Source organism: Aeromonas sp. TS_SC_11 (assembly GCF_057318915.1).
In genome coordinates this window covers 457,384-483,245 of the sequence record NZ_CM170470.1, presented here as the reverse complement: position 1 = coordinate 483,245, position 25,862 = coordinate 457,384, and the positions used below count along the sequence as shown (strand labels likewise).

Sequence of the window (25,862 nt, the reverse complement as noted above, 5' to 3'; positions counted from 1 at the left end):
GCTGCGAGATGCCGTTAGTCCAGAGCCCGATGAAACGCTATGTGCCTGACTTGATGTCCTTGCAGCGTACCTGCGAGGTGAACTATATGGCCTTGATGAAACTGCTGCCACCCGGTGGCACAGTCGGGGCCGAGCGTCGCTATCAGGTGGGCAACGGGTTGCAGTTCCAGCTCACTGTCAGCGAGGAGAGCCGCTTTACCAGTCAGGTGATCCTGGCACAGCACAACCCGGAATTGCCGAGCTACTTGCAGGCTCGCATCGAGATTCGTTTGTATCATGACGTGCGGATGGCGGAAGTGTGTGCGGCGCAACAGATTTCGAGGTTGCAACCACGTTATGATTATCCCAATAAAAAAATGCACCAGCGGGATGAAAAGGAGCAGGTAAATCTGTTTCTGGCCGATTGGCTAAGATTTTGTCTCAGACATGGTACCAGCCTGATCAACATCCTCTAGTTGAACTTATACAAAGAAGCGTGATTTTGGAAACAGAGCTACCCCAGGCGCAGGACGGCAGTGTGCGCCTGTTACAAATTACCGACACCCATCTCTTCGCGAGTGCCGACGGGAGGCTATTGGCTGTGCGTACCGCAGAGAGCCTGGCTGCCGTGCTGGAACAGGTGCAGGTCAATGAGCACCCGTTCGACCTGATCCTGGCGACTGGCGATCTGTCGCAGGATCACAGTCCGGAGTCCTACCAGCGCTTTGCCAGCATGATGGCTCCGCTGGCGCGCCCCATCTACTGGTTGCCCGGCAACCACGACGACGCCCCCCTGATGACCGAGTACCTGCATGCGGCAGGGATCAGCGAGGCCAAGCAACTGGTGGGCGAACACTGGCAAGTGATGCTGCTCGATACCCAGGTACGCGGCAAACCCCATGGCGTGCTGGGGGATCACCAACTGGCGGCGCTGGACAGCGCACTGCGTCAACATCCCGAGCGCCACGCCCTGATCGCCCTGCACCATCAGGCTGTGCCGGTCGGTTGCGCCTGGCTGGATCAGCACAATCTCAAGAATGCCGACGACTTGTTCGCCGTGCTGGCTCGTCATCCCCAGCAGAAAACCATCTTGTTTGGCCATGTCCATCAGGAGTTTGACGAGGTGCACCGCGGGGTGCGGCTGATTGCCAGCCCCTCCACCTGCATCCAGTTCAAACCGCTCAGCGATGGTTTCGCGCTGGATGAGTCCGGCCCGGGCTGGCGCTATCTCACCCTGCATCCCGATGGCCGGGTGGCGAGTCAGGTGTGGCGCCTGCCAGTGGGGCAGTTTGTGCCAGACCCCGATGCCACCGGTTATTGAGGAGAGCATTGCATGAAGTCGGTTCTCCTTTATCTGCACGGTTTCAACTCTTCGCCTGGCTCTGCCAAGGCGCAGCAGATGGCTGCCTGGGTGGCCGAATACAGACCCGACATCGAGGTCATTATTCCGGCCCAGCCCAATACGCCTGCCGCTGCCTGGGCTGCCATCGAACAAATCATCGAAGATGTCAGTACCCGTCATGGCGCCCATCTCAAGCTCGGCGCCGTGGGCAGCTCGCTCGGCGGTTTTATGGCGACCCGGGTGGCCGAGCGCTATGGCTGCCGCGCGGCCCTGATCAATCCGGCGGTGCGCCCCCATGAGCTGCTCTGCGACTATCTGGGCCCCCAGACCAATCCTTATACCACCGAGCGCTTCGAGCTGCTGCCGGTACACATGGACGAACTGAAGGCGCTGGCGGTACCTGTGACGGCGCCTGAACGGCTCTGGATCCTGCAACAGCAGGAGGACGAGGTGCTCGACTATCGCAAGGCGCTGACCGAATATCAGTTCGCCCGTCTCTCGCTGGAGTGCGGCGGCAATCACGCCTTCACCGGGTTTGAACGCTACCCCGCCCAGATTATCCACTTCCTCGGGCTCTAGCGATGCAACCGCCGTTGGTCACCTTTCTGGAACAGGTGCTGGCCACGGCGCAAGCAGGTCTCACCTACTCCAGGGATCCCTTCGATATTGTCCGCTTTGAGGCGCTCAGAGCGGCCACGGTCGCCCTGATTGCCAGTCATAGCGACCTGAAACCGGACGCCATCGCAGAGTGGATCGACCTCGATCGCGGCTACCCCACTCCCAAGCTGGATGTGCGAGCCCTTATCGTTGATAAGGCTGGCCATATCCTGCTGGTGCAGGAGCGCAGCGACGGTTGCTGGACCCTGCCCGGCGGCTGGTGTGATGTCGGTGACTCGCCAGCCGATGCCGTGGTGCGCGAGGTAGTTGAAGAGACTGGCCTCGAATGTCGGGCCGTGCAGCTGCTGGCTCTGTTCGACAAGCTCAAGCACCCCCATCCGCCCCAGCTGCCCCACGCCCACAAGGCTTTCTTTTTGTGCGAGGTGATCGGTGGCCAGCTGCTCGGCGAAACCGATGAAACACAAGGTGCAGGTTACTTCCCCATCGACGACTTGCCTGAACTCTCCCGCCATCGGGTGGTGGAGCCCCAACTGCGCACCCTGCATGCCCATCTGTTGCAAGGGCGACGCGATACCCTGTTCGACTGACCCTGTTGGAGGGCGCATCAGCTAGCAAGGAGGCTGGATGATCAAACGCATTGGCAATACCCGGATTGAGGAAAAGCACAGGGCCAGCTGTCACTGCGGGGCCGTGGTACTGGAACTTACCTTGCCGGATGGGGTGGTGGATCCCCGTCGCTGCGACTGCTCCCTCTGCCGACGGCGCGGCGCCATCGTCGCCTCTGTGCCGCTCTCGGGCATCCGCATCCTGCAGGGAGAGGCTGAACTGCGTTGCTACCAGTTCAACACCCGCACCGCAAAGCACTACTTCTGCAGCGTCTGCGGCATTTATACCCATCACCAGCGCCGCTCCAACCCGGCCGAGTATGGTTACAACCTTGCCTGTCTGGAGGGGGTCAACCCGTTCGAGCTGGCTGAGGTGCCGCTGCGCGACGGGGTAAACCATCCGGCCGATCGAGGGAAATAGCCACAAGGGCGTCATCCGCAGATGTCATCATCAGGGTGGCAGCGTCTTTTGGTTTCCATGTCTCCTTCCCCTGGCTGACACAGGCACTATCTGTGGCGTCAGGCGCATCTGATCCCGGCTCGGTATCTTGTCGGCCCCTGTCTGGATCACCCTTTCCCGCCGTCGGGTTTGTCCAAGGCCCTCCCAACGAGTAAGATTCCCTCCAAACGTCAATTCGCAAGGCCCTCCATGTCCACTCAATACAATGCGGATGCCATTGAGGTCCTCAATGGCCTCGAACCGGTGCGTCGTCGCCCCGGCATGTACACAGACACCACCCGGCCCAATCACCTCGGCCAGGAGGTCATCGACAACAGCGTCGATGAGGCGCTGGCGGGCCACGCCCGTACCCTGGAGGTGACCCTGTTTGAAGACCAGTCCCTCGAGGTGATCGATGACGGCCGCGGCATGCCGGTCGACATTCACCCGGAGGAGGGGGTATCCGGCGTGGAGCTGATCCTCTGCAAGCTGCACGCGGGGGGCAAGTTCTCCAACAAGAACTACCAGTTCTCCGGCGGTCTGCACGGGGTGGGCATTTCTGTGGTGAACGCCCTCTCCGATCGGGTCGAGGTGACGGTGCGTCGCGATGGCCAGGTCTATGACATCGCCTTCGAGCGCGGCGACAAGGTGCAGGAGCTGACCATCACCGGCACCTGCGGGCGCCGCAACACAGGTACCCGGGTGCGCTTCTGGCCGCAGGCGAGCTATTTCGACTCGCCCCGCTTCTCGGTCACCAAGCTGGAGCACCTGCTCAAAGCCAAGGCCGTGCTCTGCCCCGGCCTCACCATCAAGTTCCTCGACAAGAACACCGGCATCAAGCTGGAGTGGTGCTACGAAGATGGCCTCAAGGATTATCTGGTCGATGCGGTCAAGCAGTTCACCTGCCTGCCGGAGCAGCCCTTCGTCGGCGCCTTCAGCACAGAGCAGTCTGCGGTGGACTGGGCGCTGTGCTGGCTGCCGGAAGGGGGCGAGTGCCTCGCCGAATCCTATGTGAACCTGATCCCGACGCCGCAGGGCGGTACTCACGTCAACGGCCTGCGTCAGGGCCTGCTCGACGCCATGCGCGAGTTCTGCGAGTTCCGCAATCTGCTGCCACGCGGGGTCAAGCTGACCCCGGAAGACATCTGGGATCGCTGCGCCTACATCCTCTCCATCAAGATGCAAGATCCCCAGTTCGCCGGTCAGACCAAGGAGCGGCTGTCGTCGCGCCAGAGCTCGGCCTTCGTGTCGGGGGTGGTGAAGGACTCCTTCAGCCTGTTCCTCAACAGCAATACCGAGCTGGCGGAGCAGATCGCCGAGATCTGCATCTCCAGCGCCCAGCGCCGGTTGCGCGCCGCCAAGACGGTGGTGCGCAAGAAAATCACCCAGGGCCCGGCGCTGCCCGGCAAGCTGACCGACTGCAACTGCGCCGACCCCATGCAAGGCGAACTGTTCTTGGTGGAGGGGGACTCGGCGGGCGGTAGCGCCAAGCAGGCGCGGGATCGCGAATTTCAGGCCATCATGCCCCTGCGCGGCAAGATCCTGAACACCTGGGAGGTGGAGGCCGGTCAGGTGCTCGCCTCGCAAGAAGTGCACGACATCTCTGTAGCCATCGGGCTTGATCCCGACTCCGAAGATCTCTCCGGCCTGCGCTACGGCAAGGTGTGCATCCTCGCAGATGCGGACTCGGACGGTCTGCATATCGCCACCCTGCTCTGCGCCCTGTTCGTGAGGCACTTCCGCACCCTGGTCAACAAGGGCCACGTCTATGTAGCCATGCCGCCGCTCTACCGGATCGACATCGGCAAGGAGGTCTACTACGCCCTCGACGAAGACGAGAAGAACGGCGTGCTGCAGCGGGTCGAGGCCGAGAAGAAGAAGGGCAAGGTGATGGTGACCCGATTCAAGGGTCTGGGCGAGATGAACCCGAAACAACTGCGGGAAACCACCATGGATCCCAATACTCGCCGTCTGGTGCAGCTCACCATGGGCGAGATGGAGGAGGGGGACGAGACCCTGCAACTGATGGACATGTTGCTGGCCAAGAAGCGCGCCCCGGATCGTCGCGAGTGGCTGGAAGAGAAGGGCAACCTCGCCATCATCTAAGCCGTCGGCTGGCCCTGTGCGGGCCAGCAAGCATTTAGCCGGAGTCGCCCTGTGGCGGCCCCCGAACCGAAAGAGATAATCACATGAGTGATGCTATCGAGCTCAGTCTGTGGATGAAGTAGAGCGCCAACCGACTCTATAACCGAAAGAGAACAAATCTATGAGCGATCTAGAGCTCAGTCTGGACGGGGTAGAGCGCCAGCCAATGCGCACCTTTACCGAACAGGCTTACTTGAACTACTCCATGTACGTCATCATGGACCGGGCCCTGCCGCACATCGGCGATGGCCTCAAACCCGTGCAGCGGCGCATCATCTACGCCATGAGCGAGCTGGGTCTGTCGGCCCTCTCCAAGCACAAGAAATCCGCCCGTACCGTGGGTGACGTGCTGGGTAAATACCACCCTCACGGCGACAGCGCCTGTTATGAAGCCATGGTGCTGATGGCCCAGCCCTTCTCCTACCGCTACCCGCTGGTGGACGGTCAGGGCAACTGGGGTGCGCCGGACGATCCCAAGTCCTTCGCCGCCATGCGTTATACCGAGGCGCGGCTGTCGCGCTTCTCCGAGCTGCTGCTCTCCGAGCTCGGCCAGGGCACTGTGGACTGGACGCCGAACTTCGACGGCACCATGAAAGAGCCGGTAGTGCTGCCCGCCCGCCTGCCTCACATACTGCTCAACGGCATCACAGGCATAGCCGTGGGCATGGCGACCGACATTCCGCCCCACAACGCGCGGGAAGTGGCCTACGCCTGCGCCGAGCTGCTCGACAACCCCAATGCCGGGCTGGATGCGCTGATGGCGCACATTCAGGGGCCGGACTACCCGACCAGCGCCGAGATCATCACGCCGCGCGATGACATCCGCAAAATCTACGAAACCGGCAAGGGCTCCATCAAGCAGCGTGCTGTGTGGAACGAGGAGGATGGCGACATCGTCATCACTGCGCTGCCCCATCAGGCCTCCGGCGCCAAGATCATGGAGCAGATCGCCGCCCAGATGGTGGCCAAGAAGCTGCCCATGGTCACCGACCTGCGGGACGAATCGGACCACGAGAACCCGACCCGTCTGGTGATCATTCCCCGCTCCAACCGGGTGGACATGGAGGCGCTGATGGCCCACCTGTTCGCCACCACGGATCTGGAGAAGAACTATCGCGTCAACCTCAACATACTGGGGCTGGACAACCGTCCCCAGGTGAAAACCCTCAAGATGATCCTCTCCGAGTGGATCATTTTCCGCCGCGAGACGGTGCGCCGTCGCCTGCAGTATCGCCTCGACAAGGTGCTGGCTCGCCTGCACATCCTCGAAGGCTTGCTAGTGGCCTACCTCAACATCGACGAGGTGATTGAGATCATCCGTACCGAGGATGAGCCGGGCAAGGTGATGGTGGAGCGTTTCAACATCAGCGAGACCCAGGCCGAGGCTATCCTCGAGCTCAAACTGCGCCATCTGGCCAAGCTGGAAGAGTTCAAGCTGCGTGCCGAGCAGGACGAACTGGCCATAGAGCGCGACAAGCTCGAACTGCTGCTGGGCTCCGAGCGCCGCCTCAACACCCTGCTCAAGAAAGAGCTGCTGGCGGATGCCGAGAAGTACGGCGACGATCGCCGCACCCCGTTGGTGGAGCGTGCCAGCGCGGTAGCCCTGACCGAGAAAGAGCTGACCCCGAGCGAGCCGGTCACCGTCATCCTATCTGACAAGGGTTGGGTGCGTGCCGCCAAGGGCCACGACGTGGACGTGGCGGGGCTCTCCTACAAGGCGGGGGATGGCTATCTTGCCCACGCCTGCGGTCGCAGCAACCAGCAGGCGGTGTTCCTCTCCACCCTGGGGCGCACCTATGCACTGGAAGCCCACACACTGCCATCTGCCCGCAGTCAGGGCGAACCACTCACCGGCCGCTTCGCGCTAGGACCGGGAGAAGAGGTGCGCCATCTGGTGATGGGCAATGAGGGGGAACCTTATCTGATTTGTTCGGATGCCGGTTACGGCTTCGTCTGCACCTATGACGATCTCATCGGCAAGAACAAGAACGGCAAGGCGCTGCTGACAGTGCCGGAAGGGGGCCTGGTGATGGCACCCCAGAAGATTGGCTCGCCAGAGACCGATCTTTGCATGGCCATCTCCAACGAAGGGCGTATGCTGCTGTTCCCGCTCAACACCTTGCCGGTGCTCGGCAAGGGCAAGGGCAACAAGCTCATCAGCATACCGTCGGCTCGCGTGAAGGCGCGGGAAGAGTTTATGGTAATGGCCGCCATTATCCCGCAGGGGCAATATGTCACCCTGTTTGCGGGCAAGCGCAAGCTGACTCTCAAACCTGCCGATCTCGACTACTACCGCGGCGAGCGCGGCCGCCGTGGCGCCAAGCTGCCCCGTGGTTTGCAGCGAGTAGATCGTATCGAGATTGAACCCGCAGCCGGTGCTGAGCCGGTTGCTGAGGAAAGTCAGGAAGGGTAATTAATAAGAAGGGAGCGTAATAATGCGCTCCCTTTTAATATAAAAAGCATATTGTAATATCCAGTACAAAATACTGAGTTATTAATTTTGAAAAAAACTCTATTCTTAATGTCTTGTTCCCAGTGCGTTTCCCCTGTAATTCCTGCTTCTCCTTGCATATCAAAATCTAACAGCAATGGTTTTTCAAAAATAATACTTTGTAAGTTTTCTGTAATAGAGTACTCGCTGAGTGTTTCAGCCCATTCAAAGTGATCGGTCATTGGATAAAAATGAACTCCATGCAGAAATATCCCTATAGTATTGTTAGATGAAAATCCATTGAATGCCGATATATTTTTTTCCCTTCTTTTAATCTCTACGTTAGGCCCTTCGTTTGTTTCGTATATAATATGGATTATCCCGAGGCCTTCTTGAGGGATTTGTTGGGCTGCCCGCCCAGCAATGGATTTAAAGTGTTTCGCTCTTTTAAAGGTCGATTGTGTGTCAGTGCATCGCCATTGGGCTCCAGCACACAGCTTTAAATTATCAATGAAAATATTTAATACAGAGTTTTGATTACCATACCGTTCAATTTCTTTAGCGAGACAGGCGGTTGATCTTTTTTCGTTGGCGTCAACATTACCAAAAATTAAATCATGTATTTGTGGTGTTAGTGGTTTTACTAGATTTTGGGCAAAATGTGAAGTCAGCTTGACTTGATTCACTCTATGTAAAACCATATCAAAACTGCTAGAGTAGAATTTCATTCCAGAAGGACCACATCCTGAAATGTGTAGTCTTTTAAATGCACCAATTACTTTATTGGGAGAAACCTCGCTCAGCTCTTTTTTAAAGGTGATATCGACCCAATAGTTCTTATTGGTGGATAACATTGTCTTACTCAATTCTTTCCAAATAAAATCCCACGTTGATTCCTCAATACTCGAATATTCTCCTTTTCTTGATACTCTTTTACATTCAACGTAAAAGTCTCGCCCATCGTCAGTTACAATTTTAATGTCAGGCTGCTTTATAGGAGGAGTTTCTTTTATAAATTCTATATTGTATCCATTTCTTAAATAGAGAGTCGCAACTAGCAATTCAAACAGTATTTTATCAGTGTTACTTGAGTTTTCAGATGTTAGTTTTTTAATTATATGAGTCACACCATTTACTTCTGAGAAATTATCAATTCGCTCTCCTATTGACGCAAAGAAAGGTAATATTCTATGAGCTTCAAAGCTATGGTCACTACATAAGTCCTTTCCTTGAATGTCTACAAGGAACATATACCATATAATGTCATTGTCTGGTGCTGGAAACATTTGAAATTCTATCGGCCCATTGCTAGGAGATATTTTTGATTCAAATAGTTCTATCTTATGTCTAAGGGATTCTCTGCGTTTGAGCCAATTTCCCTCACCCATATCATCAATCAAAAACTGTAAAAAACGTTTCGCGTGGGATAAGTATTCTATTTTTTTAGTCATTTTTATCCTTGAGTTTAAATGGTCAAGTTTATTTTATAGTATATGGTACCCTTACTCGGTTAAATTGCATCAAATTTTTATTGAATTGTCATGGTTAGATGGTTTTTTATTTTGACAGAAATCTACTAAATTCCATGCTAGGAAATGGCATGGGCATCGATGGTCGTAGGTTTGATTAGCGAAGCGTAATCAGGCGTTCGCGAAAACATATTGCCTGAATGTGGTCGGTAATTTTATTTTTTACGGCCCCCTCATCCCCAGCCATTCTCTCCTTGTTTATGGCAAAGAGTGGGAGAAGGAAGGGCCGTAGGTCTGATTAGCAAAGCGTAATAAGATATTTGCGAATATCAGTTGCCGTAATGTGGTTGCTAATTCCATTTTGCGCCCCCTCATTCCCAGCACCCCTCCCGAGGGGGGGGGTATAAACTAATTTAATTATTGTCGTGTATTTTCTCTTATCTTGCGATGTTTAAAGTTTGACCTTGAGTTGTTTTTTAATTGTATTACTTCAAGCTCTAACTTAGCCAATTCTAATGTCCTTATCTTTAAATTTAGATAAGTTAATTCGTTCATTGGTACTTGTACTTTTTTATACCATCTAGATAAACCAAAAACGAATAGTATTGTTGCGGACGATGGTGTGATTAAAATAAGCCAAAACACTCCAGTATTAAATATCCACTCGAAATTTTCTTTTAAAGGTTGAGATAGCTCACTGTACCTCTTGTATTCTGCGATAACACTCTCATCACTTCTCTTTATAGCCAGCAATATATTAAGTTCATCCTCCAATGATTCTCTTTTTATTTCCCTATATGGACATTTCTCTATATGCCCATGTTTTATTGCATCTATCCTGCAGTTTATTTCTCTTATGCTAACATCAGCCTTATTTGATTGAAGGTACAGGTCTGTTGCTTTATCGTAATTAGATAGCAAGAATGTTAAATAAACAAATCCAGTAATGCTTAATAGCAGTATCAAAAGCCCGGATATAGCAGAGAATTTATATAAATTGTCTGTTGGTGGCGAAGGCAATACATTCATTTCCATTCCCTTTTCTCTATGTGAATCGCAGTTCATTAGATGAAGCAAGAGTGTATGTTAATGTTGAGTCCATAGAACTCAATAGCTTGAATCAAATTTATTAATGCCAGGGCCGTAGGTCTGATTAGCGAAGCGTAATCAGACGACCTCGAAAACAGGTTGCCGCAATTCTGCTGGTGCTCCAGCTGATCTCTTCTCTATGTCCATAGCCACCGAGATTGCGGTGCGGACGATTACGCTTCGCTAATCGACCCTACGCGCCCCTGCTTGATTCAACGCGCTGTGGCTTGCTCCCCCTCATCCCCGACCAGGGGAGAAGGGAGCCCAGATCGCAGCGATTGTGGAATGGCGTGACAGCTACGGCCAAAGGTTGACATGCACTTGTCCCCTCTCCCTTTGGGAGAGGGCTGGGTGAGGGGAGGTAACCGTAGGGTGCAATGAACAAGGTGAATTGCACCGTGATAGACCCCGCGAGGTTGCCGGTGCAATGCGCTGCGCTTATTGCACCCTACTTGCTGTGGCTTGAAGCTGGAAGTCGATGGCTGCGGCTGTGATGGCATGACCACCATGGCCCGAGGTTGGCAGGCACTTGTGCCCTCTCCCCTTGGGATAGGGCTAGGGTGAGGGGATGTGCTCATCGCCGGATATAACAACGCCCGGCGGGCCGGGCGTTGTGGTGCGACAGGGTGGGTAGCGAAAACGCCCCCTAGAAGTCGTGGTAGAGCGGCCAGCCGAGCAGGGGGTGCTTGAGACCGGCGCGCATCTCGAAATTGTCGAGCTTCTCCGGCTCGGCGTTCTCTTGTTGCAGCAACTGGTACTGGCGCACAAAGCCCAGGGTGTGCAGCAGGTTGGGGACAAACCCCTTGCTGAGTTCCTGACGCAGACCGGCGATCAGTTCGCCCGGCAGCTCCGCCAGCAGCAGCTCCAGCTGGGCGGCCAGATAGTCGGTGTCGTACCAAGCTTCTTGCAGCACGATTTCCCGTGCCAGACGACGCTTGAGATCCTGCTTTACCTTCAGTTTGGCGGCGCCGCTGCCATTGCCGCAGAGGATGCGGTAGAGCAGGGCTTCGGCCAGCTTGTCCTCCATGGTGGGGTGGTCGTTCTCGCAGGCGAAGAAGTGCTGATCGATCAGGCTCATCAGGCGGGCCTTGTTATGCTCCACCAGCGCCTTCTCGTACTCCTGCCAGCCTTGCCACTCCTCCACATCCGGCGGGCTGGAGATCTTGTCCAAGAGCCGCGCATCCACATCCCCATAGAGGCTGTTGCCACCTGGCTGCTGGGCGCTGACCGAGATCAGCATGGACCAGCCCTTCTGGAACGGCTTGATGGGCCCCTCCGGCGCCTGCAGCAGGGCCAGCGCCTTGGCGGTATCCCGTTGCGACAGCTCCAGCAGACCCAGGCTGACCACGCCGATGACGTCGTGGGCGGCCTGTTCCAGCAGATGCATCTTGTACTTGTTGTAGTACTTGTCGGCGAACTTTAGGCTCATCAGCACCGCCTTGCCCTTGATCTGGCCCAGCTGCTGATCGCTCAAGTGTTCGCTCTCGCGGCCAAAGCGCAGCACCTGAGTGAGAAAGGGGCCCTGATTGACATCGCGTATGGCTAGTTGCATGACGGGGTTCCTCAATCCAGGAAGCTGAACATGTCGTCGACTTCGGCGTACTCGTCGGAGGCATCGTTCTTATCTTTGGCCTGCATCACCAGCTCGCTGGCGAACTTGCTGATGATCCCTTCCCATGATGAGTGCTCATTGCGCAGCAGTGCCTTGATGGCTTTTTCCACGTCCGGGGTCAGCTCGCGGATCAGCATCAAGAGGCTGCGCGGGTCATCCAGCGGGTAGTCGTGGGCATTTTCGCTCTGCTGGCGGTCGCTGTAGGAGAGTGCCTCTTCCAAGTCTTCCTCTTCGGCGTGCAGCGTGTCGTGGAAGCCCTCTTCATCCTCGAAGCGCTCACCGCGATAGAACTCGATGAAGGGGATGGCGAGGTAGAAGAGACCGGCCGGATCCTCGGCGATGCACTCCAGGATCTCCGCCTGCTTGGCGTCGCTGTCCTGGGTGCGGATCAGGTAGTTGAGGAAGTCGAAGGTGTGCTGCTGCAGCTCTTCGGCGTTGTTCTTGATCGCCTCTTCCCAGTAGAGGGGCTGCTGGCAGACGATGTCGCGGATCCGCTCCGGGGTCATCAGCTCGGAGATGATGGACGGGAACGACATGTCGTGCTGGCCGTTGATCTGGGTCAGGGTGACGATATCAATCTGTTCAATGACTTCGGCCAACTGATCGTCAGACATTGTCTTGGCGATCAGTTCGAACTTCTCGCTGGCCTGTTTCGGCTCGATCACTGCCAGCTCTTTGATCTCGATGGCGGTAATTTCTATCAGACTGTGCATGCTTTGCCCCAAGTTAGAAACGTACTTCGTCGTACATGTCTTGATCGCCGTCGTCGTCACCATCACCGTTGTAGTCGGCGTCAGCGTTTTCCCCGTCGTCATCGTCGTCGTCACGCAGCTCATAGTCGTCATCGGCACGGCGGCCACCGCGCGGCAGCGGGTTGTCCAGCTGGAACAGCACGGCGCAGGCTTCGATCAGCTGATCTTCGCTCTGGGCCCGTACCGTTTTCACCAGCGGCAGGTCGGCATTGTTGAACGCCACCGACACCTTGAATTCGTCCCATGAGGGTTGTACGCCGCTGCCGAGCCACTTGTTCCACTCGGGCTTGGCCTTGGCCGGGAACTGCACCCGGCCATAGAGGGCCAGCGGCAGGTATTCGGGCATGAATTCCAGCATGCTCATGTCAGCCAGCAGCAGTGTCTTCATCTTGCCGGTGAATTGTTCCAGCGCCTTGGGGTCGTCCTGATCCCGGTAGGATTCGATGTTCTCACTGGCATCACTCATCAGCGCTTTAATCCGCGCCTGGTCCCATTTTTTCTGCATAGCGCCTCAGGGGTAAAATTGGTCCCACATCTCCTGCATGGCAGAAGCGGGATCGGTCACGATGACGTTGTTGAAATCCTTGATGAAAGCGGCCCGCTGTTTCGGGTCTGACAGCACTTCATAGGCCTGCTTTACCTGGTGCAGCTTGATGGCTGCCAGCTCTCGCTCTTCTTCGCTCGCCCCCAACAGCTTGTCTGGGTGGTACTGGTTCGACAGCCGTCGATAGGCTTTTTTGATGTCGTTTTCGCTGGCATTGGACTTGACGCCCAGTACCCGAAAGTAGTTGTTCATGGCAGATCCTGCATCACTGGCATCTTGGAATTCATAATGCGGGCGCCTGATGGTGGAGCTTGAGAAACCAGGCACGGCAAAAACCCGTCATTTTAACGGAAACAGGCCAGCTCCGCCATGAATAGGAGGCGATATGGCAAGCAAGTTGCTAATGCGAGCAAAGCTCCAATCGCTGCCATTTTGGCAAGAAGAGGGTGGGGCATGTGTGATGGCGGTTGAAAAAACGCCCGGCAGGCCGGGCGTTGTCACAGAGGTTACTGAAGGCTGGCCCAGGCCAGGCGCAATTTCAGCCCCAGACCCGAACTCCAGCCTGTGGTGGTACTCACCACCTTGCCGTCCTTGACGATGAGGAAGCTGGGGGTGACGCTCACCTGCCAACGGGCGGCGAGGTCCCCTCGCTCATCGTTATGGGTCGGGAAGGTCAGCCCCTTCTTGCCCATCCCCTTGCTCAACTGCTGCGTGTTGCCGGAGCGCAGTGCCACTGTCAGCACGTTTTCACCGTCCTGCCAGAGCTGCTCCACCGTCGGTGTGGTGAAGCGGCAGACGGCGCACCAGCTGGCCCAGTAGTAGACCAGCAGCGGCCTTTCCCGGCTCATGGCCTGCAGGTCGGCGGTAGTGCCATCTTGCAGGGTGAGGGTGGGCAGAGGGTTGCCTTCTGGCAGCGCCGGGCTGCGCCAGAAGTCCAGCGCCGTCGAAATGACCACGCCAAACAGCAGCAGCCAGAGTGCCTCTTTGCCCCAGCGTCGCAGGCGATGGGGGAGGGATGGTTTGGCTTCCATGGTTACCCCTTCCTGGCCAGTTCGGCTTTCACGATTTGCTCAAGCTCTTCATAGGGGATGGCGCCCGACACCAGCTGGTTGCCGATCAATGTGGCCGGTGTCCCTTGCACTCCCAGCAGCGTGCCGATGCGAAGGCTGTTGCGCAGCTCCTCGGTGGCCCTGGCTTCGGGTTTGAGCGCAGTGTTGCCGGTGGCCGCCAGCGCCTTGTTGATATCCGCCTCGGTCAGCATGCCCTGCTTGCTCATCAGCTTGTCGTGCAGGGCAAGAAAGCGGGCTGGGTCCTGCTGCCACAGGGTCAGGCTGTATTGGGCCGCCTTGGCAGAGGTCTGCCCCTTGAACGGCAACAGCTTGATCACCAGCCCGACATCATTTGGGTAGGCCTTCAGCAGCCTGGCCAGATGGGGATCGAACTGTTTGCAGAAGGGGCAGTTGTAGTCGGTGAACGACACCAGGGTCAGCTTGGGGTTTTTGGCGCCCAGGCGCGGGCTGGTAGCGCTGTTGAACAGCACCTCCTGGTTGCCCTTGATGAAGTTGCCAAGCTGGCTGGCCTGATCCGCCGCATTCTGTTTCTCCCAGGCATCAGCCACCTCATCGAGGATTTTGGGGTTGGCCACCAGGGTCTCGCGGATCAACTCCTTGATGCGGGACTCCTGCTCCGGGGTGAAGGGGGCTGCGTGCAGGGCCGGGGTCAGCAGGGTGCCCAGCAGGGTCAGGGTGAGCAGGGTCGATTTCATTTGGTGTCTCCTTGAGAAGGGGCTATGGCTGCTTGCTTCAGGGTGCCAAGCAGAGTCGGTCGGTCCAGCAGGGGGGAGAGGATCTCGCCCCCCTGCAGGCCCGGCCCATAAATCTGGTTGAAGGGAATGGCCACGCTGCCGCGCTGGCGCAAGAAATCAGCGATGCTGGCGGAGGGACGGCTCCAGTCCCCGCGCAGGGCCACCACATCGGGGGCGCTCAGGGCTTTTTGCACATCATCTCGCAGCAGCACGTTGAATTTGTTGGCTTTACAGGTAATGCACCAGTCGGCAGTGACATCGACAAAAACCCGCTTGTTCTGCGCCAGAGCATCCGCAATGGCTTGCTCAGAGAGCGGCTGCCAGTTGACGGTATCTCGCTGGGGTTTTCCTTCCATCGTAAAGGCGCCGCCCAGCAGCAGGGCTCCACCCAGTAGACAGGTGAGGGCCAGTCCCAGGGTCACACCCCGAATGCCATGGCGCCACACCACGGCCAGCAGCAGGGCAGCCAGCATCAGCGCCATCAGGATCAGCATCCAGAATTGACCGATATGGTTGCCGAGCAGGCTGAGCAGCCAGAGGCTGGAGCCCAGCATCATCAGACCGAGCAGGATGCGCAGGCGGCCCATCCAGCGGCCCGGCTTCGGCAGCCAGAGCGCAAGGCGGGGGAAGGCGGCGATCAGCAGCCAGGGCAGGCTCATGCCAAGGCCAAGCGCGGTGAAGATGAGCCAGAGTTGACCCAGGGGGGCCCCGAGCGCAAAGGCGACCGCTGTGCCGAGGAAGGGGGCGGAGCAGGGGGTTGCCAGCAGGGTGGCAAAGCACCCTTGCAGGAAGTGACCGCCCAGGCCGTTGCCGCCCGTGGTGGCGAGACGGGTATTGAGGTTGCTTGGCAGCCTTAACTCGAACAGCCCCAGCAAGTTGGCACAAAACAGCAGGGTGACCACCACCATAAAGCCGATAAACCAGACGCTCTGGAACTGGATACCCCAGCCGACCGCTCCCTGGGTGGCGCGCAGCAGTGTGCTCATGAGTGCCAGCGCCCAGAAGGAGACCAGGATGCCGGCACTGGCCGCCAGGAATTGCAGGCGAACCGGACGGCGCTCGCGGGTTTCCAGTTGCAACACAGATCCCAGCTTGAGCGCCAGCACCGGCAGCACGCAGGGCATCAGATTGAGGATAAGGCCACCCAGCAGGGCTGCGCCCAGCAACCAGACAAGGGAGTGAGCGCTCTGGGGCAGGGTCAGCGGGTCACCTATGCTGGCGTCACTCTGCCAGGCCTGTTCACCACTGCTCAGCACAAACCCGAGTTGCTGGTTACGGATGTCGGGCGCATCGCCTTGCCAGCCATCGCTGACCGGAATACGGGCGATAAGGGTGTTGCCTTGCACCTCCAGCTCGGGTTTGCCAAATTCGGCGCCCTCCAGCTTCTGGAGGAAAATCTGGGGATCCTGCCAGCCTTGCGGGTTGTCGGCGGTCAGCTGCAGCTGGTTTTGCTGATAACCCGCTTTGAGAATGACGGTATCCGGCAGGGTTTGTGGCAGCTTGCTCATCGCCTGGGCGTAGGCAAAGTCGAACCCTTTCGGCGCAGAGCCATCCAGCGCAAGGGTAAAAGGGTAGTCGGTCAGAATGCAGACATTGCTGCAAGTCGAGAGGCGCAGGGTGCCAGTCAGCGCATCGCTGCTGCTGTGGGCAAGCGTGATGGGGAGGCTGACGGTCTTCTGATAGCCCTGGGTCGAGATACCACTGACGTCAAATCGCTCCGGCACGGGCCAGTGCCACTGCTGGGTGGCTTGAGGGGCATCCCAGAAGATTTCAGGGGCAATGCCGCCTTCCCCCGGGTTTTGCCAATAGGTCTTCCAGCCGGACTCGAGCTCCAGGCTCAGCAGCATGCGAGTTTGGGCGGGATCTCGGGTATCCGCTTGCAGCCGCACTTTGGCGTGATCGTTCTGGGGGCTGGCAAGCCAGCCGGTATCGCTGGCCAATCCCATGGATTGCCACAGCAGGCCGCCCATCAACAGGGCGGTCTTGATGATGTTTGACATTTTTTTGTCTCTTGAAAATGAAAGTTAGGGTGGTGTAAACCGCGGCTAACTCATTCTCGCCAGACACAGAGAGTAAGATGAAGTCGCCGTTCAGGCGGAGATATGTTTCTGGGTGGGGGCAAGGCGGGGGAGCGGCGCGACAGCGGCGCCAGCAGGGCAATCACGAAGGCGATGGCAAAGAAGATCTGTTCGACGCAGAGCAGGGTAGCGGCACTGAGCCACTTGCCGTTGAGCTGGCAACTGCTCGGCTGGGGTGTCGCGGTTTGGGCATCGTCGGCTTCGGCGCCGGAAGATGGGACAGGCAGCATCTGGCAACTCAGGGCCTGATCGAGCTGAGCCAGCCGGGCCAGCGGCTGGGCCGCACAGTTGAGCACCAGAATGCAGACCAGCAGCAGGAGTCTTGTCGCCACGCGTTGTCGCAAAATCATGCTCGCCCTACCCTGTTGAATGGTGCATATCCTATCGATCAATAATGTCAGGGGCAAGTCAGCAGGATTCGATACGACCATATGTGCGATGCGGGGGGGTCAGTTCTGTTTGGCGAACGCTTGTTCGCTAAAAGGGGGATCAGTATACTGCGCCGAGTTAAAATCCGAGGTGTTCGATGCTCAAACTTGCCCGTGTGCTGCTGCTAACCCTGCTGCTCGTCTTCTGGTTCGTGTTCGGTCTGTTGCTCTGTCTGGTGCGTCCGCGTCATCCCAACAACGTCTTTGTCTTCGCCCGCATGTACCATGCGGTTTGCCCGCTGCTCGGGCTCAAGGTCAAGGTAACCATACCGGACGAGATCAAGTCGCTCGGCCCGGCGGTTTACGTCTGCAACCACCAGAGCAACTTCGACATCTTCACCGTGACCGGTGCCGTCATGCCGGGCGTGGTGGCTGTGGGCAAGAAGAGTCTGCTGTGGCTACCCTTCTTCGGTCTTATCTTCTGGCTCTCCGGCAACGTGCTGATCGATCGCTCCAACCGCTCTCGTGCCATCGGCACCATAGGTCAGGTGGTGGATCGCATCAAGAATCACGGTACCTCCATCTGGATGTTCCCTGAAGGCACTCGTTCCAAGGGCCGTGGCCTGCTGCCGTTCAAGGCAGGCGCCTTCCACACCGCCGTGCAGGCCGAGGTGCCCGTGGTGCCCATCGTCTGCTCCAGCTACTTCGGTCAGGTTGACCTGAACCGCTGGGACAATGGTGAAGTGCTGGTCGAGGTGATGGCTCCGCTGTGCAGCAAGGAGCACGGCGCTGCCGGCATTCGAGATCTGTCCGATACCTGCCGTGCAGCGATGGAAAGCAAGCTGGTCGAACTGGACAGCAAGCTGGGTCGTCATCAGGCCGTCTGAATCTGAACGGAAGACGACATAGAGGGAGCCGCTGGCTCCCTTTTTTGTTGGTTAAAATCACCACTTTATTGGTTATTTTAACCAACTCTCTCATCTTGAACTTCAGCATGAAATCCATATCTATATGTAAAACAACAATAAATTATTTTGGCACGGCTCTTGTAATGCTATGGGAAGAGATAGCCATCCCAATGAACAAGGAGCCAGACCATGAGCGTATTCAGCCGCCTGACCGACGTGATCAATGCCAACCTACACAGCCTGCTCGACAAGAGTGAAGAGCCGGAGAAGATGCTGCGGTTGATGATCGAAGAGATGGAGCAGGTGCAGGTCGAGATGAGAACTCAGGCCGCCCGCGTCATCGCCGAGCAGAAGCAGCTGGAGCGTCACCAGCAGGCGTTGCAACACCAGATCCTGGAGTGGTCGGCCAAGGCCGAGCTCGCCATCCAGAAGGGACGTGAGGATCTGGCCCGGGCCGCTCTCACAGAGAAGCTGGCCGAGGTCAAAAAGTGCGAGCAACTGGAGCAGGACAAGGCCCGTGTGGCCGAGGTGCTGGCCCAGCTCACCGCCGACAGCGAGCGACTGGCGGCCAAGCTGAGCGAGGCCCGCGAGAAGCAAAAGATGCTGACCCTGCGGGAGCAGACAGCCCACAGTCGCATCCGTGCCCGTGCTCAGGTCGACAATCAGCGCATGCATGAGCTGATGGCCCGTTTTGACGGTTTTCAGGGGCGGGTCGATCAGCTGGAAGCCCAGCTGGAGGCGGCGACTCTGGGGCAGAATCCCTCGCTGGAGGCCCAGTTCCGCGAGCTGGAACTCAATGACGAGATTGAACGCGAGCTGGCCCGTCTGAAGGGTCAGAAGGTGGAGGCATAATCATGACGCCCTGGCCGAAAGACCTTGCCCATCGCAAGTTGACCGGGGTCTGCGCCGGTATCGCCAGCCGGCTGGGGTTCTCCAGGGTGACGGTACGGATAGTGGCGCTGATCGCCCTGATCCTGATGCCGCCGCTGACCCTGGCCGCCTATCTGCTGGCGGTGCTGATCATGCCGCCCCGTCGTGAATTGAAGCGTTGGCTGGACTGACCCCGGGGTCATTCAGCCAGCAAGAGAAGCCTGTGAGGAGCAGAACATGCTGGAATTTATCGTCTTGATGCTGGTGTTGGTCGCCATGGCGCTGACGGGGTTCACCGTGCTGGCCATGTTGGTGGTGAGCGGTGTCTTCGTGCTGTTCGGCGCCCTGGCCGGCATGTTTGCTCTCATCATCAAGCTGGCGCCCTGGTTGCTGGTGCTGCTGGTGGTGTGCTGGTTCATCAGCAACAGGCGCAAGCAATCCAATACCTACCGTTAACCCTCCCTGTTATCGGATCCTTCCTTGGCCACTGCTTGCAGTGGCCTTTTTTGTGGTGCTTCCATGGGCGGCGTGACGACCGTCAGCCAGGGCTGGCTCCAGTCGGCCCAGCGATCAGGTTCTTGCACCAGGTGCTCCTTGAAGGCTTTGCTCTGCTGCTTGAGGCGATATTCGAGCCGCAGCGCGGCCCCCTTGTTACCAACTGTCTGCTGCCACACCAGCACCAATGGCCCCTTGCCGCGCAGGGCGCGTGAGCCTTTGCCGCTCTGGTGCTGGCGAAGTCGCCTGATCGGGTCTGTGCTGATCCCCGTATAGAGCAGGCCGGCCGCAGTGCGAACCAGATAGATGGACCACTGGCCGGCTGGGGGTGAGCTAGTCGGTTCGGCGTCCATGGTGGATTTTCTCATTCGATCTGCCTGTGCCAAACTCAAGATCAGCCCAAGGAGGTGCGATGCGAGTCTGGTGTTGGTTGTGGTGTCTGTTGTCGATGTCGGCTCATGGAGAGACGCTGCGTCTCTACGATTATCATCAGCATCCCCCTTTTATGACGGGGGAGACGACTGGGCTGAGCCGGGATCTGGTCAAGTATCTCAACGAAAAGCTTGGCGGAGAACCCAGACTTGAGCTCTGGCTGGTGAATCGCGCCAGATTGGCGCTGGAGATGTCGAATCCTGGCTTTGACGGCCTGGTGAGCTGGGTCAATCCTGCCTGGGTCGGGGATCCCCAGCGCGAGCACTATCTGTGGACCTTTCCCATGATGCGCGACACCAACGAGCTTATCTCCAGCCTGGCCAAACCCGTCACCTATCGTGGCCCGGATTCACTCAAGGGGCTGATCTTCGGTGGCATAGAGGGCTACCGCTATCAGGGCATCGATGATGCTGTGGCCCGGGGCGATCTGGTGCGCCACGATGCCAAGAAGGTCAGAACCAATTTCAACCTGCTGATACGCGGCCGCATTGATGTGACTCTGGTGCCGGGCTCGGCACTCGCTTTTTTCACCCATGATGCCTATGAGGGCAAGCTGTTCGTCTCGCCCTTTGCCCAATCCAGCTATACCCGCCACCTCTTGCTGCCCAAATCCCGCCACGAGTTGCATACCAGGCTGAACGACATTGCCGAGCAGATGGGTAGGGATCCCAAGTGGCTTGCCATTCTGGAATCCTATCGCAGCAGACCCTGAGCATCATTGCTGCCGCCGCGCCTGAGGCGGTGCAGCGGCAGCAGGCTCACCAGCAGGCCCGCCCAGACAAAGGCAAACCCCACTGATTTGACCGGATCCGCCGTCTCGCCAAACCAGAGGATGGCGAGCAGGAAGGCGAGGCTGGGTTCTATGTATTGCAGCAGGCCAACCGTGCTCATGCGGGTGCGCATCATGCCGTAACAGAACAGCCCCACCGGCAGCAGAGTAGCGGGAGCGCTGCCCATCAGCAGCAGTCGGTCGGCCCAGTCACCGGCCATAAACTGGCTCATGCCGTTGAGCGTCAGAGCACCAATAATCAGAAGGGCGACGGGCAGCTGGACCAGGGCTTCGAGGTAGAGGCTGACACCGGCGTCGTAGTGCACTTTCTTTTTGAGCAGACCATAGAAGGCGAAGTTGGCCCCCATGATGAGGGAGAACCAGGGCAGCTGACCGTAGGAGAAGAGCATGTAGGCGAGTCCGGCCAGTGCCAGGGCGACTGCCAGGTGCTTTTGTACTGTGAGCTTCTCTTTGAGGAAGATGACGGCGAACACGATATTGAACAGCGGCGTCATGAAGAAGGCGAGGCTGGTGGCCAGCACCTGACCCGTGGTCAGACACCAGGTGAACATGCACCAGCTGATGGACATGACGGGGCCCGCCAGCAGTATGAGGCCCAGCTGGCGGGGTTCACTGCGAAGCCGTGCCCAGGGCACCTGATAGCCGAGGAGAGCAAAGAGCGCAGCCAGCAGAACGACAGACCAGAGCACACGGTGGGAGAGCAGCTCCCACATGTTGACCTCGGGCATGAACTGGTAATAGAGGGGCAGCATGCCCCACAGCGCGAATGAGAGGGCCGCGCTGCCGGTGCCCATCCAGTTTTTCATCGTTTTTCGTTTATTAAATTAAACATTTGTGGCCGCATGATAAGTATCTGTTGAATCTTTCACAAGCAGGATCAGGGGGAAAACTCTGTTACCATCGGGCCCATGAACCGACTCGATACGCTGTTTGAACAGATCCGGGCCTGCCGGTTGTGCGAGGCTCATTTGCCGCTGGGCCCGCGCCCTGTGATCCGCGGGAAAGAGAGTGCTCGTCTGCTGATCATCGGTCAGGCTCCCGGCACCCGAGTGCATGTCAGCGGCATCCCCTGGGATGACCCCTCTGGCGATCGGCTGCGTCACTGGCTCGGCGTGGATAAAACGACCTTCTACGACGAGTCCCGCATCGCCATCATGCCGATGGGGCTCTGCTACCCCGGCAAGGGCAAGTCGGGGGATCTGCCCCCTCGTCCTGAATGTGCGCCCACCTGGCACGACAAGGTATTGATGCTGCTGCCCAATATCGAGCTGACCCTGCTCATCGGCCAGTATTCCCAACAGTACTATCTGGGCAAGGCCGGCAAAGGTTCGCTGACCGAGACGGTAAGACAATGGGCCGACTATGGTCCCGCCTGGCTGCCGTTGCCGCACCCGTCTCCCCGCAATACCTTCTGGCTCAGGAAGAACCCCTGGTTCGAGCAGGACGTGCTCCCCCATTTGCAGCAAAGGGTCGCCCCCTTGCTGCTTTGATTCAGGCCGCCGGTTCTGCCAGGGGTTTTGGCTTGCTGCGGGCTATGGCAAGCAGCGGGATTATGATGCACAAGCACCCCAGCAGCAGCGGCAGACCCGGCTGCTCGTCAAACAGCCAGACCCCGATGGCAACCGCCATCAAGAGGCCGGTATATTCCGCCGAGGCGATCTTGCTCGCCTCCGCCTTGCGATAGGCCACCACGCACAAGCCGGCATAGACCATGATCAGCGCCGATGAGCCGAAGGCGGGCCACCACATCTGCCACTGCCAGTCGCCCCCTTCCCATAGCGCGAGCGCCAGTATGAAAGGCATGCTCAGCACGTTGGTGAAGAACAGTGTCTGGGCGATGGGTTGCTTGAGCGGGATCCGCTTGATCAGTAAGTTGTTGAGCGCCATGGAGAGCGCCACCCCGAGTGCCGCCAGCGCGGCCCAGTTCACCTCGGTCGGCCGCAGCACGATCAGCACTCCGATAAAACCGATGAGCGCGGTCAGCACCTTCTGGCGCGAGATGGCTTCCCCCGCCATCCACACTGCCAGCGGTACCATCATCAGGGGCGCCGCATAGAAGAGGGCATTGGCGGTGGCGAGTGGCAGACGAGTGAGGGCGATCACCATCAGGCAGACGCCAACCGCCCAGATGTGGGCCCGCAGCAGATGCCACTTGATGGCGACCGGTGGATTGCGACGCCATGACCAGAGCAGCCAGGGCGTCAGCAAGAGGGCGGCGGAGAGCTGGCGAAAGAAGACAAACTGGAACACGGGCTGGCTCGGCTCCAGCACCTTGACCAGCGCATCGGAAAAGACCGCCACCATATTGCCCAGCACCAGATAGAGGATCCCGATCCCGACTGCATTCATAACACCTCCCACGTCAGATGAGGGCAGGGTAGCGCGGGGTCAGTTATCCAGTAAAATGATAAAAAATCACCATTCATGAGATTTTTGGATAATGAAACTGCCTCCCCTGCGTGCCGTTCAATACTTCGAGGCGGTCGCCCGCCTGCTCAGCTTTTCTCGCGCGGCCCTTGAGCTGAACGTCAGCCAGAGTGCGGTCAGCCATCAGATCCGGTTGCTGGAGGATTTTCTGGGGGAGCGGCTGCTGCTGCGCCAGGGGCGGCTGTTGTCATTGACAGCCCAGGGGGAGGTGTATTTTGAGGGCATAGCGGCTGGGCTCGGCCAGATCGCCCAGAGCAGCGAACAACTGCGCGGCGGTGGCGAGATGCGAGTCCGGCTTGCCGTCTACAGTTCGTTCGCGGTGAAGTGGTTGATCCCGCGCCTGGCGGGCTTGCGTCAGCTCTATCCCGAGCTGGATCTGAGCCTGGAGATGGTGGCGGAAGATCCCGAACTTTCCGATCGGGTGGCAGACTGCTTTATCACAGTCTCGCCCCATGGTCGTGGCTATTGCCACGATCTCATCTATCGGGAGCGGCTCTTTCCGGTTTGCAGCCGACGGTTGTTGCAGCAAGTTGAAGGGGAATGGCCGCAGGCCATCTGGCAATTGCCGCTCCTGTCGGTGCAGTCCATCTACAAGGCGCGGGGGGAGGATTGGCAGCGCTGGGCCAAGGCGGGGGGGCTGGTCATTCCGGACGAGGCGCGGATGCACCACTTCAGTCATGTGTTGCTGGCGATGGAGGCGGCGGCCTGGGATCAGGGGGTGGCCTTTGTGAACGACTACATGTTGCGGCCGGATGATCCCCAGCTGGTGGCCTTGCCGGTACACCAGCTGGAGACGGGGGATGCCTTCTATTTCACCTGCAAACGATCCCGGGCCCATGAGCCCGCCATCAGCCGGTTGCGCCAATGGCTGATGATGGAGACGCGTCAGAGCATGGCCTTGCAAACAAAAGCCCAGCCCTGATGCTCAGGTTGGACTTGTTTGAACTGGCTCAGAATAAACAGGCTGGCGGCACAGACGCCACCGAGGGATTTGCAGTGGCCTGATGGCAAGCATCAGGCCATACGATACTCAGGCTTTCTTGAACTGGCTCAGAATAAACATGCTTGTGGCACAGACCACGACGGAAGGGCCCGCAGGCGTGTCCTGATACCAGGAGAGGCTGAGCCCGCCCAGCACAGCCAGACAGCCGATCAACGCCGCAAAACCGGCCATCTGCTCCGGCGTCTGGCTGAAACGGCGAGCGGTGGCGGCGGGAATGATCAGCAAGGAGGTGATGATCAACGCCCCGACAAACTTCATCGCCACGGCGATCACCAGCCCAATCAGCAGCATCAGCACGCAGCGCAGCACATCGACCCTGACCCCTTCCACCCGCGCCAGCTCTTCCGAGATGGTCATGGAGAGCAGGGGATCCCACAGTCGCCACAGGGTCAGCAGCACCAGGGCACCACCACCGTAGATCCAGAGCAGATCCACCGGCTGTACCGAGAGCAGGTCGCCGAAAAGGTAGGCCATCAGATCCACCCGCACGTTATCCATAAAACTCAAGGTAACCAGACCGAGCGACAGAGCACTGTGGGCCAGGATGCCGAGCAGGGTATCGGTCGCCACCTGCTGGTTTCGGCTCATGATCACCAGCAGCATGGCCATGGCGAGGCAGCAGACCACCACGGCCAGGGTGAGATCCACCTGCAACAATATCCCCAGCGCTATGCCAAACAGGCAGGCGTGGGAGAGGGTGTCGCCGAAATAGGCCATCTTTCGCCACACCACAAAGCTGCCCAGAGGCCCGGCCAGCAGGGCGATGCCGAGACCTGCCGCGAGGGCATATAACAGAAAGCTGTCCACTTGAATGTCCTTAGCTGCGCTTATTGATTGCGAGACGGCAGGCGGATGACGGGCGCCTGCGGTTCGTGATGATGATGTTCGCCGTCGCAGTGATGATGGTGGGTGTAGACCGCCAGCACCTCCTGTTCAGGGCGCCCGAACAGGCGGGCAAATTCGGGATGGCGGGCCACGCTTTCCGGTTCACCGTGACAGCAGACGTGACGATTGAGGCAGATCACCTCATGGGTGCTGGCCATCACCAGATGCAGGTCGTGGGAGACCATCAGCACGGCGCAGTTGAGCTCGGCCGCCAGCTGGCTGATGAGGGCGTAGAGCTCGATCTGGCCCGTGATATCCACGCCCTGAACAGGCTCGTCCAGTACCAGCAGCTCGGGCTTGACCAGCAGGGCGCGGGCCAGCAGCACCCGCTGCATTTCGCCGCCGGAGAGTTTCTGCATCCGGTTGTCCAGCAGGTCCCCCGCGCCGACCCGATCCAGCGCCTCATCGATGGAGAGGCGGCCATTCTTGCCGAGTTGCAGAAAGCGACGCACCGTCAGCGGCAGGGTAGGGTCCAGATAGAGGCGCTGGGGGACATAGCCGACCCTCAGGTCCCGACTGCGATGGATCTCGCCGGAATCCGGGGTGAGCAGGCCCAGCACCAGCTTGCTCAATGTGCTCTTGCCCGCCCCGTTGGGGCCGACCAAGGTAGTGATTTTGCCTTTATTCAGGGTAAAGGAGACCTTGTCGAGCACGGATCGTCCGTCGAACGAAAGACAGACCTCTTTCAGCTCCACCAGTTGGGTCATGACAGCTCCGGGGTTTACAGCCTGTGAGAGTTATAATATAACAGCAGTATTGGTTTGTTATATTATCACA

At 58.2% G+C, this 25,862-nt stretch carries 29 protein-coding genes; 14 read left to right on the top strand and 15 right to left on the bottom strand.

Annotated features, from left to right (window positions below; genetic code table 11):
* Positions 1-8: 8 nt before the first annotated feature.
* The 7 genes from AC1P02_RS02215 to parC all read left to right on the top strand — a co-directional run bounded on the left by AC1P02_RS02215 (position 9) and on the right by parC (position 7,541).
* The gene (locus AC1P02_RS02215) at positions 9-455 is read left to right on the top strand and encodes a DUF1249 domain-containing protein (protein WP_005313915.1); all 447 of its coding nucleotides are present in this window, start codon (positions 9-11) and stop codon (positions 453-455) included.
* Positions 456-481: 26 nt separating this feature from the next.
* On the top strand, positions 482-1,300 hold the full coding sequence (cpdA, locus tag AC1P02_RS02210) for a 3',5'-cyclic-AMP phosphodiesterase (protein WP_485183884.1): 819 nt from the start codon (positions 482-484) through the stop codon (positions 1,298-1,300).
* Positions 1,301-1,312: 12 nt separating this feature from the next.
* Positions 1,313-1,900, top strand: coding sequence for a YqiA/YcfP family alpha/beta fold hydrolase (locus AC1P02_RS02205; protein ID WP_429179445.1), 588 nt, complete (start codon positions 1,313-1,315; stop codon positions 1,898-1,900).
* Between the two features lie 2 nt (positions 1,901-1,902).
* Positions 1,903-2,526 (top strand): NUDIX hydrolase, encoded by a 624-nt coding sequence (locus tag AC1P02_RS02200; protein WP_485183881.1) that lies wholly within the window; start codon positions 1,903-1,905, stop codon positions 2,524-2,526.
* A gap of 37 nt (positions 2,527-2,563) precedes the next feature.
* A complete protein-coding gene (locus AC1P02_RS02195; RefSeq protein ID WP_234592766.1) occupies positions 2,564-2,965 on the top strand; it encodes a GFA family protein in 402 nt (133 codons plus the stop codon).
* 228 nt (positions 2,966-3,193) lie between these two features.
* Entirely contained in the window at positions 3,194-5,089 is a 1,896-nt protein-coding gene (gene parE / locus AC1P02_RS02190) for a DNA topoisomerase IV subunit B (protein ID WP_021141154.1), read from the top strand.
* A 160-nt stretch (positions 5,090-5,249) separates the two neighbouring features.
* Positions 5,250-7,541 carry a DNA topoisomerase IV subunit A gene (gene parC, locus AC1P02_RS02185; RefSeq protein WP_485183879.1) on the top strand — a complete coding sequence of 764 codons (2,292 nt, stop codon included), beginning with the start codon at positions 5,250-5,252 and terminating at the stop codon, positions 7,539-7,541.
* Here the strand turns inward: parC and AC1P02_RS02180 are convergent.
* From AC1P02_RS02180 to AC1P02_RS02135, 10 genes are all read right to left on the bottom strand, one after another.
* Positions 7,529-9,010, bottom strand: a complete 1,482-nt coding sequence (locus tag AC1P02_RS02180; RefSeq protein WP_485183877.1) for a hypothetical protein — start codon at positions 9,008-9,010, stop codon at positions 7,529-7,531. The genes parC and AC1P02_RS02180 overlap by 13 nt on opposite strands.
* 435 nt (positions 9,011-9,445) lie before the next feature.
* The gene (locus AC1P02_RS02175) at positions 9,446-10,063 is read right to left on the bottom strand and encodes a hypothetical protein (protein WP_485183875.1); all 618 of its coding nucleotides are present in this window, start codon (positions 10,061-10,063) and stop codon (positions 9,446-9,448) included.
* A gap of 700 nt (positions 10,064-10,763) precedes the next feature.
* Positions 10,764-11,669: a cold adaptation protein AtcC gene (gene atcC, locus AC1P02_RS02170; protein ID WP_290043330.1), complete on the bottom strand. Its 906-nt coding sequence runs from the start codon at positions 11,667-11,669 to the stop codon at positions 10,764-10,766.
* An 11-nt stretch (positions 11,670-11,680) separates the two neighbouring features.
* Positions 11,681-12,442: a cold adaptation protein AtcB gene (gene atcB, locus AC1P02_RS02165; protein WP_005313872.1), complete on the bottom strand. Its 762-nt coding sequence runs from the start codon at positions 12,440-12,442 to the stop codon at positions 11,681-11,683.
* A gap of 13 nt (positions 12,443-12,455) precedes the next feature.
* Positions 12,456-12,986: a cold adaptation protein AtcA gene (atcA, locus tag AC1P02_RS02160; protein ID WP_485183873.1), complete on the bottom strand. Its 531-nt coding sequence runs from the start codon at positions 12,984-12,986 to the stop codon at positions 12,456-12,458.
* 6 nt (positions 12,987-12,992) lie between these two features.
* A complete protein-coding gene (gene atcJ / locus AC1P02_RS02155; RefSeq protein ID WP_005313867.1) occupies positions 12,993-13,277 on the bottom strand; it encodes a cold adaptation protein ActJcold adaptation protein ActJ in 285 nt (94 codons plus the stop codon).
* 254 nt (positions 13,278-13,531) lie between these two features.
* Positions 13,532-14,056: a protein disulfide oxidoreductase gene (locus AC1P02_RS02150; protein ID WP_265433560.1), complete on the bottom strand. Its 525-nt coding sequence runs from the start codon at positions 14,054-14,056 to the stop codon at positions 13,532-13,534.
* Positions 14,057-14,058: 2 nt separating this feature from the next.
* The gene (locus AC1P02_RS02145) at positions 14,059-14,790 is read right to left on the bottom strand and encodes a DsbA family protein (RefSeq protein ID WP_087756580.1); all 732 of its coding nucleotides are present in this window, start codon (positions 14,788-14,790) and stop codon (positions 14,059-14,061) included.
* On the bottom strand, positions 14,787-16,829 hold the full coding sequence (locus AC1P02_RS02140; protein ID WP_485183870.1) for a protein-disulfide reductase DsbD family protein: 2,043 nt from the start codon (positions 16,827-16,829) through the stop codon (positions 14,787-14,789). The genes AC1P02_RS02145 and AC1P02_RS02140 overlap by 4 nt, the downstream gene beginning before the upstream one ends.
* A 50-nt stretch (positions 16,830-16,879) precedes the next feature.
* A complete protein-coding gene (locus AC1P02_RS02135; protein ID WP_059168844.1) occupies positions 16,880-17,257 on the bottom strand; it encodes a hypothetical protein in 378 nt (125 codons plus the stop codon).
* Between the two features lie 176 nt (positions 17,258-17,433).
* On the opposite strand from AC1P02_RS02135, the gene AC1P02_RS02130 reads away from it, so the two are divergent.
* The 4 genes from AC1P02_RS02130 (at position 17,434) to pspG (ending at position 19,509) form a co-directional block, all read left to right on the top strand.
* On the top strand, positions 17,434-18,162 hold the full coding sequence (locus AC1P02_RS02130; RefSeq protein ID WP_005313847.1) for a 1-acylglycerol-3-phosphate O-acyltransferase: 729 nt from the start codon (positions 17,434-17,436) through the stop codon (positions 18,160-18,162).
* A 210-nt stretch (positions 18,163-18,372) separates the two neighbouring features.
* Positions 18,373-19,035, top strand: a complete 663-nt coding sequence (gene pspA / locus AC1P02_RS02125; RefSeq protein ID WP_021139707.1) for a phage shock protein PspA — start codon at positions 18,373-18,375, stop codon at positions 19,033-19,035.
* 2 nt (positions 19,036-19,037) lie between these two features.
* The gene (locus tag AC1P02_RS02120) at positions 19,038-19,244 is read left to right on the top strand and encodes a PspC domain-containing protein (RefSeq protein ID WP_413162760.1); all 207 of its coding nucleotides are present in this window, start codon (positions 19,038-19,040) and stop codon (positions 19,242-19,244) included.
* A gap of 46 nt (positions 19,245-19,290) precedes the next feature.
* Entirely contained in the window at positions 19,291-19,509 is a 219-nt protein-coding gene (pspG, locus tag AC1P02_RS02115) for an envelope stress response protein PspG (RefSeq protein WP_005313840.1), read from the top strand.
* On the opposite strand, the gene AC1P02_RS02110 is transcribed toward pspG, so the two are convergent.
* Positions 19,506-19,916 (bottom strand): GIY-YIG nuclease family protein, encoded by a 411-nt coding sequence (locus AC1P02_RS02110; protein ID WP_485183866.1) that lies wholly within the window; start codon positions 19,914-19,916, stop codon positions 19,506-19,508. The two genes, pspG and AC1P02_RS02110, sit on opposite strands and share 4 nt — an antisense overlap.
* Before the next feature lie 44 nt (positions 19,917-19,960).
* Here AC1P02_RS02110 and AC1P02_RS02105 point away from each other — a divergent pair, with 44 nt between their 5' ends.
* Positions 19,961-20,692: a substrate-binding periplasmic protein gene (locus AC1P02_RS02105; protein ID WP_485183864.1), complete on the top strand. Its 732-nt coding sequence runs from the start codon at positions 19,961-19,963 to the stop codon at positions 20,690-20,692.
* Here AC1P02_RS02105 and rarD read toward each other — a convergent pair.
* On the bottom strand, positions 20,674-21,576 hold the full coding sequence (gene rarD / locus AC1P02_RS02100) for an EamA family transporter RarD (protein ID WP_021139703.1): 903 nt from the start codon (positions 21,574-21,576) through the stop codon (positions 20,674-20,676). The genes AC1P02_RS02105 and rarD overlap by 19 nt on opposite strands.
* A 102-nt stretch (positions 21,577-21,678) precedes the next feature.
* Here rarD and AC1P02_RS02095 point away from each other — a divergent pair, with 102 nt between their 5' ends.
* Positions 21,679-22,260 carry a uracil-DNA glycosylase family protein gene (locus AC1P02_RS02095; RefSeq protein WP_485183862.1) on the top strand — a complete coding sequence of 194 codons (582 nt, stop codon included), beginning with the start codon at positions 21,679-21,681 and terminating at the stop codon, positions 22,258-22,260.
* A 1-nt stretch (position 22,261) separates the two neighbouring features.
* Here AC1P02_RS02095 and AC1P02_RS02090 read toward each other — a convergent pair whose 3' ends face one another.
* Positions 22,262-23,119, bottom strand: a complete 858-nt coding sequence (locus AC1P02_RS02090; protein ID WP_485183860.1) for a DMT family transporter — start codon at positions 23,117-23,119, stop codon at positions 22,262-22,264.
* A 91-nt stretch (positions 23,120-23,210) separates the two neighbouring features.
* Here AC1P02_RS02090 and AC1P02_RS02085 point away from each other — a divergent pair, with 91 nt between their 5' ends.
* The gene (locus tag AC1P02_RS02085; RefSeq protein ID WP_234591694.1) at positions 23,211-24,119 is read left to right on the top strand and encodes a LysR substrate-binding domain-containing protein; all 909 of its coding nucleotides are present in this window, start codon (positions 23,211-23,213) and stop codon (positions 24,117-24,119) included.
* A 108-nt stretch (positions 24,120-24,227) separates the two neighbouring features.
* Here the strand turns inward: AC1P02_RS02085 and znuB are convergent, their stop codons facing one another.
* Both znuB and znuC read right to left on the bottom strand, forming a co-directional pair.
* Positions 24,228-25,007, bottom strand: a complete 780-nt coding sequence (gene znuB, locus AC1P02_RS02080; protein ID WP_005313824.1) for a zinc ABC transporter permease subunit ZnuB — start codon at positions 25,005-25,007, stop codon at positions 24,228-24,230.
* A gap of 20 nt (positions 25,008-25,027) precedes the next feature.
* Positions 25,028-25,792 (bottom strand): zinc ABC transporter ATP-binding protein ZnuC, encoded by a 765-nt coding sequence (gene znuC / locus AC1P02_RS02075; protein ID WP_021139701.1) that lies wholly within the window; start codon positions 25,790-25,792, stop codon positions 25,028-25,030.
* Between the last annotated feature and the right edge of the window lie 70 nt (positions 25,793-25,862).